At 43.1% G+C, this 15,369-nt stretch carries 11 protein-coding genes and 1 tRNA gene; 5 read left to right on the forward strand and 7 right to left on the reverse strand.

The features are described 5' to 3' along the window. Positions 1-305: 305 nt before the first annotated feature. On the reverse strand, positions 306-764 hold the full coding sequence (locus QUA10_RS17460; protein WP_333083765.1) for an ABA4-like family protein: 459 nt from the start codon (positions 762-764) through the stop codon (positions 306-308). 178 nt (positions 765-942) lie between these two features. Between QUA10_RS17460 and QUA10_RS17465 the strand changes: the two genes are divergently transcribed. Next, positions 943-1,953 carry a leucine-rich repeat domain-containing protein gene (locus QUA10_RS17465; protein WP_333083764.1) on the forward strand — a complete coding sequence of 337 codons (1,011 nt, stop codon included), beginning with the start codon at positions 943-945 and terminating at the stop codon, positions 1,951-1,953. Positions 1,954-2,417: 464 nt separating this feature from the next. Here QUA10_RS17465 and QUA10_RS17470 read toward each other — a convergent pair whose 3' ends face one another. Further along, entirely contained in the window at positions 2,418-3,917 is a 1,500-nt protein-coding gene (locus tag QUA10_RS17470) for an NAD(P)/FAD-dependent oxidoreductase (protein WP_333083763.1), read from the reverse strand. 70 nt (positions 3,918-3,987) lie between these two features. Between QUA10_RS17470 and QUA10_RS17475 the strand changes: the two genes are divergently transcribed. The 3 genes from QUA10_RS17475 to QUA10_RS17485 all read left to right on the forward strand — a co-directional run bounded on the left by QUA10_RS17475 (position 3,988) and on the right by QUA10_RS17485 (position 8,279). Next, positions 3,988-5,679: a hypothetical protein gene (locus tag QUA10_RS17475; RefSeq protein WP_333083761.1), complete on the forward strand. Its 1,692-nt coding sequence runs from the start codon at positions 3,988-3,990 to the stop codon at positions 5,677-5,679. A 182-nt stretch (positions 5,680-5,861) separates the two neighbouring features. Continuing rightward, complete coding sequence (locus QUA10_RS17480) at positions 5,862-6,857, forward strand: pentapeptide repeat-containing protein (protein WP_333083760.1); 996 nt, start codon at positions 5,862-5,864, stop codon at positions 6,855-6,857. A gap of 90 nt (positions 6,858-6,947) precedes the next feature. Beyond that, the gene (locus tag QUA10_RS17485; protein WP_333083759.1) at positions 6,948-8,279 is read left to right on the forward strand and encodes a serine/threonine-protein kinase; all 1,332 of its coding nucleotides are present in this window, start codon (positions 6,948-6,950) and stop codon (positions 8,277-8,279) included. A 275-nt stretch (positions 8,280-8,554) separates the two neighbouring features. Here the strand turns inward: QUA10_RS17485 and QUA10_RS17490 are convergent, their stop codons facing one another. From QUA10_RS17490 to ndhL, 5 genes are all read right to left on the reverse strand, one after another. Further along, positions 8,555-10,966, reverse strand: coding sequence for an ATP-binding protein (locus tag QUA10_RS17490; RefSeq protein WP_333083768.1), 2,412 nt, complete (start codon positions 10,964-10,966; stop codon positions 8,555-8,557). A gap of 1,336 nt (positions 10,967-12,302) precedes the next feature. Further along, complete coding sequence (locus tag QUA10_RS17495; protein ID WP_333083758.1) at positions 12,303-12,938, reverse strand: DUF6658 family protein; 636 nt, start codon at positions 12,936-12,938, stop codon at positions 12,303-12,305. Between the two features lie 489 nt (positions 12,939-13,427). Continuing rightward, positions 13,428-14,225: a tryptophan synthase subunit alpha gene (gene trpA / locus QUA10_RS17500; RefSeq protein WP_333056348.1), complete on the reverse strand. Its 798-nt coding sequence runs from the start codon at positions 14,223-14,225 to the stop codon at positions 13,428-13,430. Positions 14,226-14,537: 312 nt separating this feature from the next. Further along, a complete protein-coding gene (locus QUA10_RS17505; protein ID WP_333083757.1) occupies positions 14,538-14,843 on the reverse strand; it encodes a DUF3007 family protein in 306 nt (101 codons plus the stop codon). Then, positions 14,844-15,059, reverse strand: coding sequence for an NAD(P)H-quinone oxidoreductase subunit L (gene ndhL / locus QUA10_RS17510; RefSeq protein ID WP_193972727.1), 216 nt, complete (start codon positions 15,057-15,059; stop codon positions 14,844-14,846). It abuts the gene before it with no gap. 198 nt (positions 15,060-15,257) lie between these two features. On the opposite strand from ndhL, the gene QUA10_RS17515 reads away from it, so the two are divergent. Beyond that, positions 15,258-15,342 (forward strand) — tRNA-Leu (locus tag QUA10_RS17515). Positions 15,343-15,369: the final 27 nt, after the last annotated feature.

Genomic DNA, 15,369 nt, shown 5'->3' on the forward strand with positions numbered 1-15,369 from the left:
TTTGCACTTTACCCTCGCTCTCGCGAGCGCATAACCCAGGCTACGTCAAGTGCCATCGATATATTCAGCAAGCCCTACATAATTAGGTTCTGCGTCCAAGAGTGGATGATTGATATCAACTCCGCTTGTATTAGATCGAGTTCTGTTAGGTCGTAAGATTAAATGAACCGCGAAGACGCTCATAGCGCGAAGGAAGAACTGCATCTTCTTTTTTCTCTTCCTTCGCGTCCTTTGCGCCTTCGCGGTTTAATCATTCCGATGCAACCGGAGGCGATATAACATCCAAGGTATTAAAAACCCTCTGCCTAAACCGATGAAGTAACAGTTTCCGCCGCCTCAGAACTTGGGAAAAACCTTTGAGTAATCCAAGCAGTTACAATATGAGAAAGCAATCCCATCGGCCCAGCAAAAAAACACAAAGCCAAAGAATGAATCGTCCAAACTCCTGTCCGCTGTCCTTCCAAATAAATCCAGCGCCCGACAAACAAGTCCATCACTAAAAAATGTATCCATCCCGTAGCAGCCGCCGTTTCTTCCCCCAGAAACTTAGCAATATCTGCTAACTTAGGATTCGACAAAGCAGCCGCATTTTCCGCAGTCAGACTGCTACCAAACAAATATATGTACAAAACGGCGAGCATCGCAAACGGAATAAAGGAATTCATCACTTTTCTGGTAATTCCCCAGTTTGGTAATAAAATCATAATTGCCCAGAAAGGCACAACGAACAGATTACCGACATTAAAAATTAGTTCTGGTGTCATAGTTGGCTCTTGGCTCCTGCGAATGCAATGCAATTAAGGATGTTAAGATTACTTTACACAATTTTTGCGAAAATTTCTCAAAACCCGAAAAAAATCTCATTCACAAATGAAATAGAATTGCTATACTTATCTAAAATTTCAAATCTCGCATCTAAAATCGATTAAGGCAGCACAGCCCATGACAAATTATAATAACTTTTCCGAGTGGTGCAAGCAAAAAGATAATCTCTCGCCCGGCGCTAAACATACGGTAGAAATACTGTTGCAAATATCAGAGACTTCCGAGTGCGATCGAGCCAACGAAATGCTTTCTAATACAACAGAACTTAACCTCAAAAACCTTCAAATTACCGAGATCAGTCCACTCTCATCTTTCACTAAACTTACTAATCTTATCCTCGGCAGTAATCAAATATCTGACATCGCTCCCCTGCAATCTTTAACCAATCTGAAAACTTTGATTATGGATGTTAATCAAATATCAGATATCAGCCCGCTTTCATCTCTAATAAATCTGACCCAACTCGTTCTCGATACCAATCAAATCTCAGATATCAGTCCCCTAGCAGGTCTAACTAATCTTACCGCACTTGTCTTGTTTGACAACAAAATTTCCGACATCACTCAGGTGAAAAACTTAACTAACTTAAAGGCGCTGATTCTCTACACAAATCAAATTTCAGATATCGCTCCTCTGGAAAATTTAAGTGAACTCCAGACACTCTACCTTTACAATAATAAAATATCGGATCTAACCCCGCTTAGTTCTTTAAAAAATCTCACTACGCTATTTCTGTTCGGAAATAAAATATCTGATATAACTCCGTTGAAATCTCTAACTAACTTAAATAAATTGGTTTTATTCCAAAATGAAATCTCAGATATTAGTCCTTTGACATCACTCACTAATTTAATTGAATTAAACCTCGGTAACAATCAAATATCCGACATCAGTCCGCTGAAATCGTTAACTAATTTGACTCAACTTTATCTGTTCAACAATTCGATTTCCGATAGCAGCGCGCTACAAGCTTTAAATAATTTATTTTTGCTCGACTTGTACAACAATCAAATTTCTGATATCAGTTCCCTGCAATCTTTGCAAAAGTTAACTACCCTCGACTTGCGCGGGAATCCTATTGTTAATAAAATTTGCCCTGTCAATCCTGAATCTATATGCCGGTTTTAATTAATTATTAAGACAGAGGCAAGATGGCAGTTTATAGAGTATAATGTTTAACGTCAATATCAGGAGAAAGTGATGAGCGGACACGATGCTTTGATGTTAGGATTGCTGCTGTTGCCAGGTTTGGCTTTGTCGATCGCAATTATGGGCGCTTTTGCCGCTGGTGGATAATCAGTTTTGGGAACAGGCAGATTTTGTAAAAAGTAGTTTTTCCCTCGTTTTCCTCGTTCCCTGGCTCTGGCTGGGAACGCATTTCACTATTGCTCTGCCTCCTGTTTTTTGCAAGCGAGGCAGAGCCTCTGGAACTCGCTTCCCTGGCTCTGGCTGGGAACCAGTTAATTTCCCTTCTTCCTTCTTCCTTCTATCCTTTACATCCGTCGAGCGAATCCGTTGCCGAACTTCCTTCTATCCGTTACATCCGTTACATCCCGTACATTGCTCGTTGCCGAACTTCCTTCTGCGATAACTTACAAAAATTGTGCTGTCACATCCGAATTTACTAAAGTATTCGCGCACAAAATACCCGATGCTGCGACGGCGGGCACGCCAATTCCCGGCATGGTGCTGTCTCCCACGCGATACAAGCCTTTGACTGGTGTTTGCGGGCCGGGAAATGTGCCTTTTCCGGCGGCGATTGCAGGCCCGTAAGTTCCTTGATATCGGCGTAAAAATCGGGCGTGGGTTAGCGGTGTGCCGATCGACTCTAAGACTATTCGCGATCGCAAATCCGGTATAATTTTTTCTAAAGCTTGAAACAGAGATTGCGAGCGCTCTTGCTTTTTCTGCTGATACAATTCGCCATATTCCCAACCTTCATAAGGTTCCAATGTATAAGCGTGAACGGCGTGATGTCCGGGCGGCGCGAGAGTTGCATCCCACACTGTAGGAATCGAAATCATGCAAGTATTTCCGGGTACTGTAATGTCAACATTGCTGTCGTGAACGACGACGTGGTGGCCGGTCAAACCTTCGAGCCCTTCAGCTTTAATTCCTAAATGCAGGTGCATAAAACTGTCTACTGCGGGCATAGACAAAGCGTTTTTTCGGTAGCTTTCCGGCAAATCTTCAGGGTGCAGTAATTTTGTATAAGTATCCCAGACGGTGGCATTTGAAATGACTATTGGGGCGCGGATAACTTCGCCATTTTTCAAGCGAACGCCGGTGGTTTTGCCCGCTTCAACTAATATTTGCTCGACGGCAGATCCCAGGCGCAATTTTCCTCCCCAGCGCTGCAAACCTCGAACTAAAGCATCGACGATCGCACCGCTGCCACCTACAGGATATTCGATCGCACAGCGCGATCGTTCGCCAATCATAAAAGCTATTTCCGGCGCGACAGTTCCGTGCGCTTTCAAACCCGACAGCAAAAAGCACTCCAAATCTATCAAACGTCGCACCCAAGGGTCACGCACGTCCCGATCCATCAAGGAACCTGCTGAACCCGCGATCGCACCTACTAGCGGCAACAGCTTCAGCAAAGCAGGCGAGTACCGAGACAGCAAAACAGGTATTAACTGCCAGTCGGATCTCAGCGCTAAAGCCGGAATTCCACGCAAAGCTTCATACAAAACTAATAAGTTTTGTTGAAATTGCTGTAATTCTACAGCACCTTGCGGTGTGAACTTAGCTACAGCATCTAAGTAACTTCTCGCATTAGCATAAATTGGTAAACTTCCCTCTGGAAAATGGTAATGCCCCAGCGGATCGTAGGAAATTGCTGCGATCGATTCCTCCAAAACATCAAAAACTTGCCGCAAAGGATTAAACGACTGCGGATCAGTCAAACCGCAATAAAAAGAAGGCCCCGAATCAAAGTGAAATCCTCGGCGCGAAAAGCTGTGAGCTGCCCCGCCCGCTATGATGTGGCTCTCGCAGACGAGCACCCGCTTGCCGTAGCGAGCTAGCATCGAGCCTGCGACTAAGCCCCCAATACCGCTGCCAATTACGATCGCATCAAAGTCTTGCATTTATCAAATGTGGTATAATTGTATTATTTCTTGCTGAGTGTTGACAGGGTATTTTTATGGGAGGAAAACTATGAAAGCTTTATCTATTTTAGATGAAGTTGTTCGCGAATTAGAACAAGATGTCAATATCTCGCGCATTAAAAAAATAATATTTTTTGCTTGTAAAGAGTTCTGGGAAAACGACCCCGCCCAACTCGCCAGCGCAGATGTAAGGATTTTAATTGAAGAACTGTGCGCCAAATACAGCAGGTTAGAAGATATTGAAGCTGTTTTAAATAGTATAGTCTCTAAGGTTAATAAAAAAACAGAGTATGCTTTAGTAGCAGACCTCATAGTCTGTCAACTTAGCAGGCTGTATGAATTTGAAGACTTCACCAAATTAGAAGTAAACATATCTAGTTTTGGCGGTCAGGAAGCTCCCGCATTTGAAGAGCACTTTAGTTCGGAAGTACCCAGCAGCGAAGAAAGGGCAAGAAACCCTGGAACTTTATTTGATGTCAGACAAAAAATTTTGCAGCAAACAAATCCGCTGAGGGCAAAAATCCTAATTTTTTCTACTCTTTATCACCAGTTTACTTTTAGCGATCGCGACTGGCTACTACTGAAAACTCAAGAACTTGACACTCTACTGCGACAACTGTTTAATGTCTGTGGTAGCCTAGCTGAACTTGAATCTCTGTTGTACGGAACTGCTAGCAATCTCGACAACAGAGATGAAAACGACCAAGCTGCGAGCGTAATCATCAAAGCGATGAATCCTTGTTACGCAAAAATGCAACAGGAAGAATCCTATGAAGCCGAATCTTCGGCTAGTCAAGATTACGATCAGACACATTTAAACAACAGTGTTTATGAAGAGATCGAGCTGGTGGACAAACGCAGCGATTATTTTGATCCAGGCGAGATTACTCACATCCTTCAAGCTGCTCCACCTCATTATCATTATGACCCTCAAAAGAGTTACTTAGTGCCTGACACGGCAGAAAATCTACCGTTTAAAGAACCCGAAACCAGCAATAATTATGCTACCGAGTTCAGACCGGAAATCGTAGAAACATTCCCAGTTGCAGAAATGCCGACTATTCTCGAAATTTTAGAACCTGCTGCTCCTGTTATTATAAATATTAGCGATTCCATCAAACGAAAATTGGAATTGGAAGAAGAAATGACAGAATTAGTCAGTCAAAGTGCTAACTCCGCAACGGCGCAAATAGAAAATATATTCACCCAGTTAGAAGCGACTTTGAACGGAAAATTTTCTACGGGAAGTGCTGAGGAGCGTTTGTACTGGAAATATAAAAATCTCAGAGAGTATGTAGGCAAAGTTCAGAAGTTTACCGATAAATTGCTGGAAATTTTGATTGAACTGGAGTCAAAAGAAAGCGGAAAATATTCTTCTGAAATCCCAGAAAACATGGCAGACAATATTTCCCAAATACCGCCGGAAAACTCTAGCCATAAAGCAAATCAGTATCAGCTTCTGGAAATGGCAAAGCAAGGCAAACCAAAGGCGATCGCCCAATTGATTAATCAATTGCTACAGCCTAAAGGAATTGCTGCTACAGCGGGATTTAAAGATGGTTGGCTCCATGTAATTCTGGAGTCTGCTGAAGTACCAAACCAACAGGCTACAGCTACATATATTCACAAAAAACTCTGTACTTTAAAATCAAAATATCTTACTCATGTGAAAATTCACGGGCGACAGTTAGGCAGCAAAACAGTTTTTTGGAGTCAAGAATTTGTCAATCAAACTCATTAAATGCCATACCCAAGTCTTGGGTAACACAAACTAAGTCCGCCTGGGTCAACTGAAATTCAAGAAATTTTATCAAATTTCTCAGACTCAAGTCTGGCACTACAAAAATTAAGTCCGCCTGCGCGAACAGAAACTTAAGCAGTCTAGAAATAGCAGATTGTACCTAATTCACAACAAAAACAAATATGAATGCCAGCGAAATTTTAAGGCGATATACATCAGGAGAACTAGATTTTCAAGGTATGAATCTCAGAGGGATATACCTGAGTGGTGCCGATTTAATTGGCGTCAATTTAAGCAGTGCTGACCTCTGGGGTGCAAACTTAGCGATGTCGTACCTGAGCAGAATTAACCTTCAGCGCGCAAATTTAACTAATGCAAAGTTGTGCGGTGCTAACTTAAATCAGGCAAACTTGAGCGGAGCCAATTTGTCCGATGCAGACTTCCACGGAGCGACTTTGCAAGGTGCAGACTTTCGCAGAGCCAATATCTCTTTGGCAGTTTTTATCGATGCAAATTTGAGCGATGCAGATATGCGAGGTGTCAATTTGCAAGGTGCTGATTTGCGCGGTGCGTGCTTGCGGGGTGCAAATTTGCGGAAGGAGCCGCGGATTTTTGAGGGTGCAAATTTGCGGGGTGCAAATTTGCAAGGTGCTGATTTGCGGGGCGTCAATTTGCAAGGTGCAGATTTGACTAAAGCTAATCTCAGTCACGCGAATTTGACAGAAGCATCTCTGGGGGAAGCAAATCTGACTCAGGCAAATTTGAGCGAAGCTATTTTAGATGGCGTATTTTTGACTGAAGCCACTTTGGTAGAAACAAATTTTTCCTGGGCTGTAATGGCAAATGCTAAGTTGGAAAGAGCTGTGTTAATTGATGCTGAATTGGCTGGCGCTAACTTGCGGGGTGCATTTATGACTGATGTTAAGTTGAGCAATGCTAATTTAATCATGGCTGACTTGAGTCGAGCTAATTTGGTGCGGGCTGATTTGAGTCGAGCTAATTTTAATCAGGCAAATTTGAGTGAAGCTAATCTGACTGATGCTTATCTGGCTAGAACAGATTTGCGGGAGGCAATTTTGCACCGCACAACTTTGATTAGGGCAGATTTGAGCACTGCTAATTTATCAGGTGCTCAGTGGCGCGGTACAATTATGCCGAATGGAGAAATGCACGGGTAATTACTTCGACTAGCAATTTAACGCTCTCGGCAAAATAGTTAATTTAATAGTGAAGAAAATTTTGTTTAAGTAAAAAAATAGGACAAGGCTGTGTTAAATCCAGGAACAATTTTACAAGAACGTTATCAATTGCAACAGCGTTTAGGACGCACAGCGGCCGGTCATCAAACTTGGCTAGCAGTAGATTTAGAGTCTCAAGAACAGGTGACACTGAAAATGTTAGCTTTTAGCCCGGAAATGCACTGGGAAGAACTCAAGCTTTTTGAAAGAGAAGCACAAGTTTTGCAGGCCCTAAATCATCCCCGCATTCCTTGCTATCGAGATTATTTTTCCCTGGAGCGGGAAGCCGGAGCAGGATTGCCTTGGTTTGGGTTAGTGCAAGATTATATTCCGGGATTTTCACTTCAGGAATTGTTAGAAAAAGGCAAGAAATTTTCAGAAAAACAAGTACGAAAAATTGCCACTGAAGTGCTGGAAATTTTAATTTATTTGCATGAATTAAGCCCCCCAGTTTTGCACCGAGATATTAAGCCGAGTAATTTAATTTTGGGGGAAGACCAGCACGTTTATCTAGTAGATTTTGGTGCGGTACAAGCTCAAGCGGCGGTGACAGGTGTAACGTTTACAGTGGTAGGAACGAGTGGCTATGCACCATTAGAACAGTTTTGGGGGCGGGCGGTGGCTGCTTCGGATTTGTATGCTTTGGGAGCTACTTTAATTCATTTGTTAACGGGGATGACTCCTGCGGATTTGCCACAGAAAGATTCTCGGATTCAGTTTAGCGATCGCGTGAGTGTGAATCCCAGTTTGGTAAGCTGGATTGAGAAGATGACGGAAATCGCCTTAGAAAAGCGTTTCAGCAAGGCTAGAGAGGCTTTAGCAGCTTTGAAATCGGGCAAAATACAAGGGGCTAATCTTCAAATTCCGACTGTTTGGAAAATTGCTAAACCACCTCACTGTCGCATTCAAGTTAGCAAATCAGCAACGGAGTTAAACATTAAAATTCCGTCTACTTTAGCCAGAAAGCCTTTTTTAGGTGCTTTTATAGGAATATTAACTATACTGCTATCTTGGCCGATAGTCTTAGCATATTTGCAAGTAAATGTCAGTATGGGATTAGGATTTTTTCCGCTTGTAGCAAGTATGTTACTTAAGATTTTGGGCAATGGTACTAAAATTACATTTAACCGGAACTACTTTAAACTGGAACACCAGATATTTGGTTGGAGTTATTTAGGACAAAGGGGGGAAGTTTCTGAGATTTTGGGTGCTTTTCTATACAATACTTATCAGGGAAATCAAATCAGGATTCGTTCAGGTAACGAGAGGGGAACTTACTTTTATACTTTAGCAACAAATTTGAAAGAGGTTGAGGCGGCTTGGTTAGCGCAAGAAATTCAAGATTGGTTAAATTTAAGATAAATTTTTGTAGGACGAAGCCTTGGTGATTAATTTTTTTGTATAATAGACACCTTGCAACTAAAAATGGGTGACGCACTCACTTATAGGGGGTATAAAATACAGCATATTCCAGGTTCATTAAGTACAGTAGCAACAGCTTGTAAACCAGACTGCTCGATAAAAAAAATGATGCTACTTTAAAAGAGTTATGCCAAGGCTTTCAAAAAAAGACCCCAATCAAAGTCAGTATATCTTATTACGCGATCGCCCAAAAAACCTTGAATTTTAATTCAAATTTATCCCTTCACAGGCAAAACGATCGCAAACTCAGTGCCAATTCCTGGCTCCCCTTTCACCTCAATGCTTCCGCCATGTTTCTCTACCGCAATCTGGTGAACAATTGCCAACCCCAATCCAGTTCCTTTGCCGACACCTTTCGTCGTGAACAAATGGTCGAATATCTGGTGTTTAACTTCCTCTTTTATCCCGGTGCCGTTATCAGCAATTTGAATTTTAATGTACCCTTCGCCGACTATATCGGTGCAAATCGTGATGCGGTTGGGATTGGCGGTAATTTCGATAAAACTGCGTCCTATATTTGACTCTTCTAAGGCATCGATCGCATTGGCAAGCAGGTTCATGAAAACTTGATTCAATTGACCGGGAAAACATTCGATTTTAGGGAGATTTCCGTATGTAGTTATCACTTCGATCTGGGGGCGGTGTTCGTTTGCTTTGAGGCGGTGTTTCAAAATTAAAATAGCGCTATCAATGCCTTCGTGAATATTAAAAGGAACTTTGTAGTCTTTGTCGCCTCTGGAGAAGGTACGCAAACTGTTGCTGATGCTGCAAATGCGCTCGCACCCAAGTTGCATTGAATCAATCATTTTCGGTAAATCTTCCAAAAGATAATCGAGGTCTATCTCTTCGGCGTGGTCGGCTATTTCCGATGGCGAGGCAGCGGAGCGATACAATTCTAAGTGTGCGATCACATCTTCCAAACTTCTTTTACCTTCGCTTAAATTGCCAGAAATAAATCCAATCGGATTGTTAATTTCGTGGGCGACTCCGGCGACCAAATTACCCAATGCCGACATTTTCTCGCTTTGCACGATTTGCAGTTGTGCTTGTTGTAAATTTTTTAAAGTTCGTTCTAGCTGTTGATTTTGCTCTTGCAAAAGTTCGGCTGCTCGCTTGCGCTCAGTGGCATCAACACCCAAACCAATAATCCCGATTGTCTCGCCCTGGGAATTTTTTAACTGCACTTTCGTGATTTCTAAATCATGTAGTTTGCCGTCAACAAGTCTGAGAATTTCGCTGGAGTAATGCGGCAAATCTTGAGCAAGGCAGGCGGCATCGGAAACCAGACATCCCGCTGCATTCTCCCCCAGTATATCTTGATAATGATCGACAGCTAGGAAATCGCTCAGAGGCACGCCCACATCTTGAGAAAATGTCTTGTTCAAAAACTGTACTTTACCACTGGGATTAACCATCCAAATCCAAATCGGAGCGACATCAAGAATCGCTTGGAGCATTTTTTTCTGATCAGCAAGCTGAGCTTCGGTTCGGCTAATTGTTACTAGCGATCGCTCTAATTGTTGGTTGTAATCCTGATATTTTTTATAGAGAAGAGCATTTTGCAAACAGATGGCTGCCTGGGAAGACAGGAGATTGAGAAGTTGCAGGCGATCGCGAGTAAAAACTCTTGCGGTTAAGCGATTTTCCAGATACAAAATGCCGACTAAGCTGCCTCGATCGAGAATCGGCCAACACAACAGGCTCTGCGGTTGGTATTTGAGGATGTAGGAGTCGGAATCCCGATCTCGTTGTTGAGCGAGATCCCGAACAATCACAGGTTTCAATAAATTTTTAACGCAGTCAACAATTTTAAGGGGCAAGATATCGCTGTTTTCATCGAGTTTTGCGGATGATAAGTCGATCGCCCACTCGACTCCCGAATTGTCGAGCGTGCTGGTAGCCGCGATTTCCCATTGATTGCCGTTTGGTAAAATCAGCGCTCCTTTGTCAGCTCCTGTATTTTTCATCGCCAGTTGCATCAGTTTGGCAATCAGTCGATCAAGTTCTCTTTCACTAGAGAGCGCTTGACAAGCTTTTAGCAGTGTTGAAAAATTCCCAAAATCTGAGACACTCGCCGAAACAGACGGATGAATGGATGGATGAATGGATGGATGAAGCGATGGATTTTGCCCCGCAGGTGTTGAAAAATTTGCTAATGGATTTGCAGGGAGTTTGGCGGGTTCTAAAATCGGTTTTAATAATTGAGGATAACGTTTTTCTAAGTCGTCTATTTTTGCTCTATCTCCCCAGCGGACATAGCAATCATAGGCATCTATCATGTAGAGTCTGGCAATTTTTTCCCTTCCTAATGACAGGTAAAATTTAGCAGCGAGTTCGCAGGCAAGAGCTTCTTCATTGACATATTCGTTAGCTTTAGCTCCGGTAATAGCTCGATCATACAGTTCCATTGCTTCTGCTATCTGTCCCAAAACGCCCAGCAACTCTGCCTCAACCAGATCGAACTTGTGTTGGTAATTGATCGGCGTATGGTGCGCGAATTCTTTGAGTTTTTTCTGACTAGCCCCAACGCGCTTCAGGATTTGTTGGCGCTCCGCCGGTGCGGCATCTGCATAGATTGCCAAATGTGCCAGTGCATCATAAAAGTCGTGCATCATCGTTACTAGCATCAAAACACAATTCCCAAGATAAGGTTTGCCTCCATTTCGCCTGTCGATTGGCTGCGGATTACGGCTCGAATATATCCCGAATCCGTAGCCTCTTTTTGCTAAAATTTATACACCTCAATCTAGCAGGTAACAGGTAAAATTAATTGAAAGATTGGAATGTTTAATGTATTTGTAAATAATCGGTCTGCGTTCGAGTTGGTCGAGAATGTCTGTTCGGTAGAAAATTTTTTCTACCGATGCAATTAACGGTCGCTAATGCAACTTTTTGGGATTGTGGCAGCACCGCCTCCCGCAAATCCTCCGCCACAATGATGTAGGTTTGAGAATTTTAGCTCCAGGTTGTTGGTCTTTCTCGCGCATGAACCGATCGATAGCCGATCGAGAATCTGTGTATAATTGCGCGATTGCGCGATCGAGCGATACCCCGGTATTACGCTAGTCAAATATACTGCATTTATTATTGTGTCCATATTGGCTGACCTCAACCCAGACATTAACTTGACAAAACTTAGTCTATCTATCTTAGGGCATAAACAGCATAATTTTCGAGCTGTCGATCAAAAAATCAAATTATCTATTAAAGAATAATATTTTATACTTGGGCGATCGCGATTAAAGCTTTTTACTTACGTATAAGTTTCTACTGTTAATCTCAAATGCGATTCAATGAACGCGAAATACCGTATAAACACTGCTTTATCATGTTTTCAAACATACAATTGCTGATTAATTAAATTTAATATAGTTCGATCGCCCAAATTTCCGCAAAGCCGATCAAAAAGTTAATACCTTAAAAAGTCCAAATACAATCTATAGAAATTATAAAGAATCCGTCGTGAAAGCAGTGGCACTCCAGTCCCCCCTAGAAAAGGACAGGGCCGTTGGATTGTGGTCAAACCCCCCTGCACTCTACTTCCGGCCTCATAGCCCTCCCTGCGGTTAAAACCCAATCAAATATTAATAGGCAGTAGTCTTCAAATGACCGAAAGCATCCAGGATACAAGCCCCCGGATTCATCCGTGGGGTCAATGCTTCAATCTAAAATCTATAGCGTTTCTCAGTCAACTGAGGTACATTTTTAGAGCTAAAATCCTTAATGGATAAGGATTGGTTGTACCTGATCAGCTAAGGAAACGCTATAAAATCTAAAATCTAAAATCGATTGACTTTACCTACATTCCGACAGGGGTTAAAACCCCTGTCGGAATGTAGCTTCCAGAAAAGGAAACAGCGTTATTTGAGATTAGTCGTCTGTCGCTCTTTCGGCCGCTCGTTGAGTTCAGTCAATATCTCCATTCACTTTCTAGCAAATATTGTCTGAGGCATCTTGAGCCTTCTATCTTGCATCTCGTGCTGCATCATTGATATTTTCTTGGCCGCCGGCGGTATTATATCTCAGAGACTCAGTACCTTCTGATACTCTTTCTTTTGCTCCCTCGGTGGCTTCTTTAACAATATCTTTTGCTCCCTTCAAGCCTTCGCGAGTGTTTTCTTTAAGATTAGCAAAGCCTTGTTTGGTTTTGTTGCCAAAGTCATCAGCTTTCCGCTGGGCGGTGCGAGCATCGTCCTTGACCTTTTGGCCAATTTGGTCGAGTTTTTCAGGCGCATCATCCGCTACCCGCCGCACATTTTCACCTACATTGTTGCTAGATTTCGTGTCAATGCGTTGCTGCGCTTGCTCTTTGAGAAGCTGAGCTTTTGCTTCTGTTGTTGTCATCTTTTTGTTTCTAGGATCGACATCGCTGTAATCGTTCATGCCGCCTTTGAATTCGGACGTTACAGCCCCGGTCGGCACTTCTTCTCTAATTTGGTCGGCAGTTTTTCCTTTTCCTGTCATCACATCAGTTTTTCCTGCCATAATATCAGGGGCGGTGCTGCAGGCCGTACTTACAAATACTAAAATGCCAGCCAGAAAAACTGTTAAAATTTGTACAGCTCGAATTTTTTTCAGAAATGCAGTTAGTCTCTTCATAAAAATGCTCCTTTCTATTGTAAGATGCTCAAATGCCTTGTGGCTTTGTCGATGTCTAGCCTTACCAAATTAGGTACTTAAACACTTTTTTAAGTATAGGAATAGAAACCGTAGTTTTTCATCTATCCCAAGTTACATTCCTTAAGTTATAGAAGAAGGAAGAAGGAAGAAGGAAGAAGGCTTGGCGACCGGATAGAAATCAGCAATCAGGAAGAAGGAATGAATAATCCTCAATCTTTACCAATTATTAAAAGTCGTAGCACCCTGCGCCGGACAAGGCAATGCCGTTTCCATACATAGCTGTTTAGATATCCAGACGCGCACTATGTTGAAATGTTGTGCGTGTTCGTCTCAAAAAAAACCTTCTAGTCAGGAACTAGAAGGAATATGGTGTATTATCTCAAGTACAACAAGGTCTTTAATCGCAATTGTGATGGCACATCCCGATCGCACACATCTGTCTAATGGCTGAAAGTATCTGTACAGTTGCTAAGGATTTTGAATCGCTGTTTTTAGACTTTTGCAGAATTCGCCGATCGCCTCTAAGCCCTGTTCGGGAGTACCTTCTGCCAAGCGTTTGACAAAAGCACTGCCCACAATCGCAGCATCTGCACCCCATTCTTTCACTTGGCGAGCGTGTTCGGGTTGCGATATACCAAACCCGACGCCGATGGGTTTGTCGGTGACGGCGCGAAGTTCTTGCAGCAACTCTTTTGCTCTCGTTTCTAAGCCTTCGCGTACTCCCGTCACCCCCGTCACACTGACTAAGTAAATAAATCCTTGAGACTGACGAGCGATCGCCTCTATACGACTTTTGGGACTGGTGGGAGCAACTAATAATGTGAGTTCAATCCCTAATTTGTTGGCAGGTTGAATGAGACTGTCGGCTTCTTCTAAGGGCAAGTCTGGTACAACCAATCCCTGAACTCCAGCACTTTTGATTTGCTGCAAGAAGGTTTCTATACCTCGGTACAAAATCGGGTTGTAGTATGTGAAGAGAATGATGGGCGATCGCAAATTTGGACTAACTTTCGCTACCATTTCCAGCACCGCATCTAACCGCGTTCCCCGCTGTAGAGCCCTTGTAGCAGCCGCTTGAATCACCGGCCCGTCAGCTAGCGGGTCAGAATAGGGAACGCCAAGCTCGATCGCGTCTGCACCGTTATCATCCAAAATTTGCAGTGCTTTAGCCGTTGTCTCCAAGTCTGGGTCGCCCGCAGTAATAAAAGGAATCAATGCACATTGGTGGTTCTTGCGTAACGTTTCAAAACAATTAGAAATAGTCATTAGTTATTAGTCATCAGTCATTAGTTGTTGGCAGTTGGTTGTTGGCAGTTGGTTGTTGGCAGTTGGTTGTTGGCAGTTGGCAGTTGGTTGTTGGCAGTTGGTATTAGCTAATAACAACTAATATCATGTCCGATGAATTAACCATAATAGCCCGGTCGGGGCGGGTTTTTGATATTGTCAATTATGGGCGGTATTGTTGGTGAAGCCGCCCCTACAAAAATCGCGATCGCTCGACCGGACATGATATAACCACTAACCACTGACAACTAACCACTAACCACTGACAATTGACAACTGACAACTAACCACTGACTAATTATCTTTTTCCTGCTCAATTTCGGCTTGAAGTTTGGCTAATTCTTCAGGAGTGAGTTCATCGAGTTGCTTCTGCAAGACAGCTTCTTTGTAGTCTTGCAATTGCTGGCTGTAGGTCATATTTTGAGTCAGTGCTCGAAATAAATAAGTCACCAGCCAGCCAATCAAGCCGGCGACCAAAAATAACTGACTCCAAATCCCTGCATTCATACTGTCGAGTCCGGCAAATTGCAGTAGCAAGTAGACAAACCCACCTGCTACAAAAAAGCCGACACTGATTCCAATTACGTCAATACGTCGCATTTAGGCTTCTATCTGCCGCCGTTTGGGCCGAAAATTCAAAAATGGAGCTAGGAGAAACATACCTGGGAAGAAGAAGAACATCAAGAAGTACATGAAGCCGCGCTCAAAAGAGGTAGCGACGTACCAGCGGCTGTTCAGGTAAGCGTAGGTGGCCGCGGGTACTACCAGGAGGTAGGCTCCTGCCAAGACGGCGTAAAGCAGTAAGGTAATATACATAGATTTGCTTTAGGGGAATAATAACACGGGTAAGTCAGTTGACACGCTCCGTTAGCTGGTTAACTATTGTACCGCTTGCGGAGATCCAGCGCGACTTTTGGGAATTTTTTGATTAGGGGTTGCGTAAATTGGGGTTTTGCCTGTAGAATAAAAGGCTGTTGCTGTTAGTGGCTCAAAACCACAGCAGCTTGACCAAAGGGGGGCGTGGCGGAATGGTAGACGCTACGGACTTAAAATCCGTTGACCCGAAACGGTCGTGTGGGTTCAAGTCCCTCCGCCCCCATCCATTTCAATCATTTGTGATTCAACG

This window comes from Microcoleus sp. Pol8_D6 (assembly GCF_036700965.1).
GTDB lineage: Bacteria > Cyanobacteriota > Cyanobacteriia > Cyanobacteriales > Microcoleaceae > Microcoleus.

What these genes read in the sequence shown, in the direction of transcription:
- QUA10_RS17490 (WP_333083768.1), bottom strand. Translation starts at nt 10,966, where the DNA reads ATGCTAGTAACGATGATGCACGACTTTTATGATGCACTGGCACATTTG.
- ndhL (WP_193972727.1), bottom strand. Translation starts at nt 15,059, where the DNA reads ATGTATATTACCTTACTGCTTTACGCCGTCTTGGCAGGAGCCTACCTC.
- QUA10_RS17460 (WP_333083765.1), bottom strand. Translation starts at nt 764, where the DNA reads ATGACACCAGAACTAATTTTTAATGTCGGTAATCTGTTCGTTGTGCCT.
- QUA10_RS17475 (WP_333083761.1), top strand. Translation starts at nt 3,988, where the DNA reads ATGAAAGCTTTATCTATTTTAGATGAAGTTGTTCGCGAATTAGAACAA.
- QUA10_RS17480 (WP_333083760.1), top strand. Translation starts at nt 5,862, where the DNA reads ATGAATGCCAGCGAAATTTTAAGGCGATATACATCAGGAGAACTAGAT.
- QUA10_RS17495 (WP_333083758.1), bottom strand. Translation starts at nt 12,938, where the DNA reads ATGAAGAGACTAACTGCATTTCTGAAAAAAATTCGAGCTGTACAAATT.
- trpA (WP_333056348.1), bottom strand. Translation starts at nt 14,225, where the DNA reads ATGACTATTTCTAATTGTTTTGAAACGTTACGCAAGAACCACCAATGT.
- QUA10_RS17465 (WP_333083764.1), top strand. Translation starts at nt 943, where the DNA reads ATGACAAATTATAATAACTTTTCCGAGTGGTGCAAGCAAAAAGATAAT.
- QUA10_RS17470 (WP_333083763.1), bottom strand. Translation starts at nt 3,917, where the DNA reads ATGCAAGACTTTGATGCGATCGTAATTGGCAGCGGTATTGGGGGCTTA.
- QUA10_RS17505 (WP_333083757.1), bottom strand. Translation starts at nt 14,843, where the DNA reads ATGCGACGTATTGACGTAATTGGAATCAGTGTCGGCTTTTTTGTAGCA.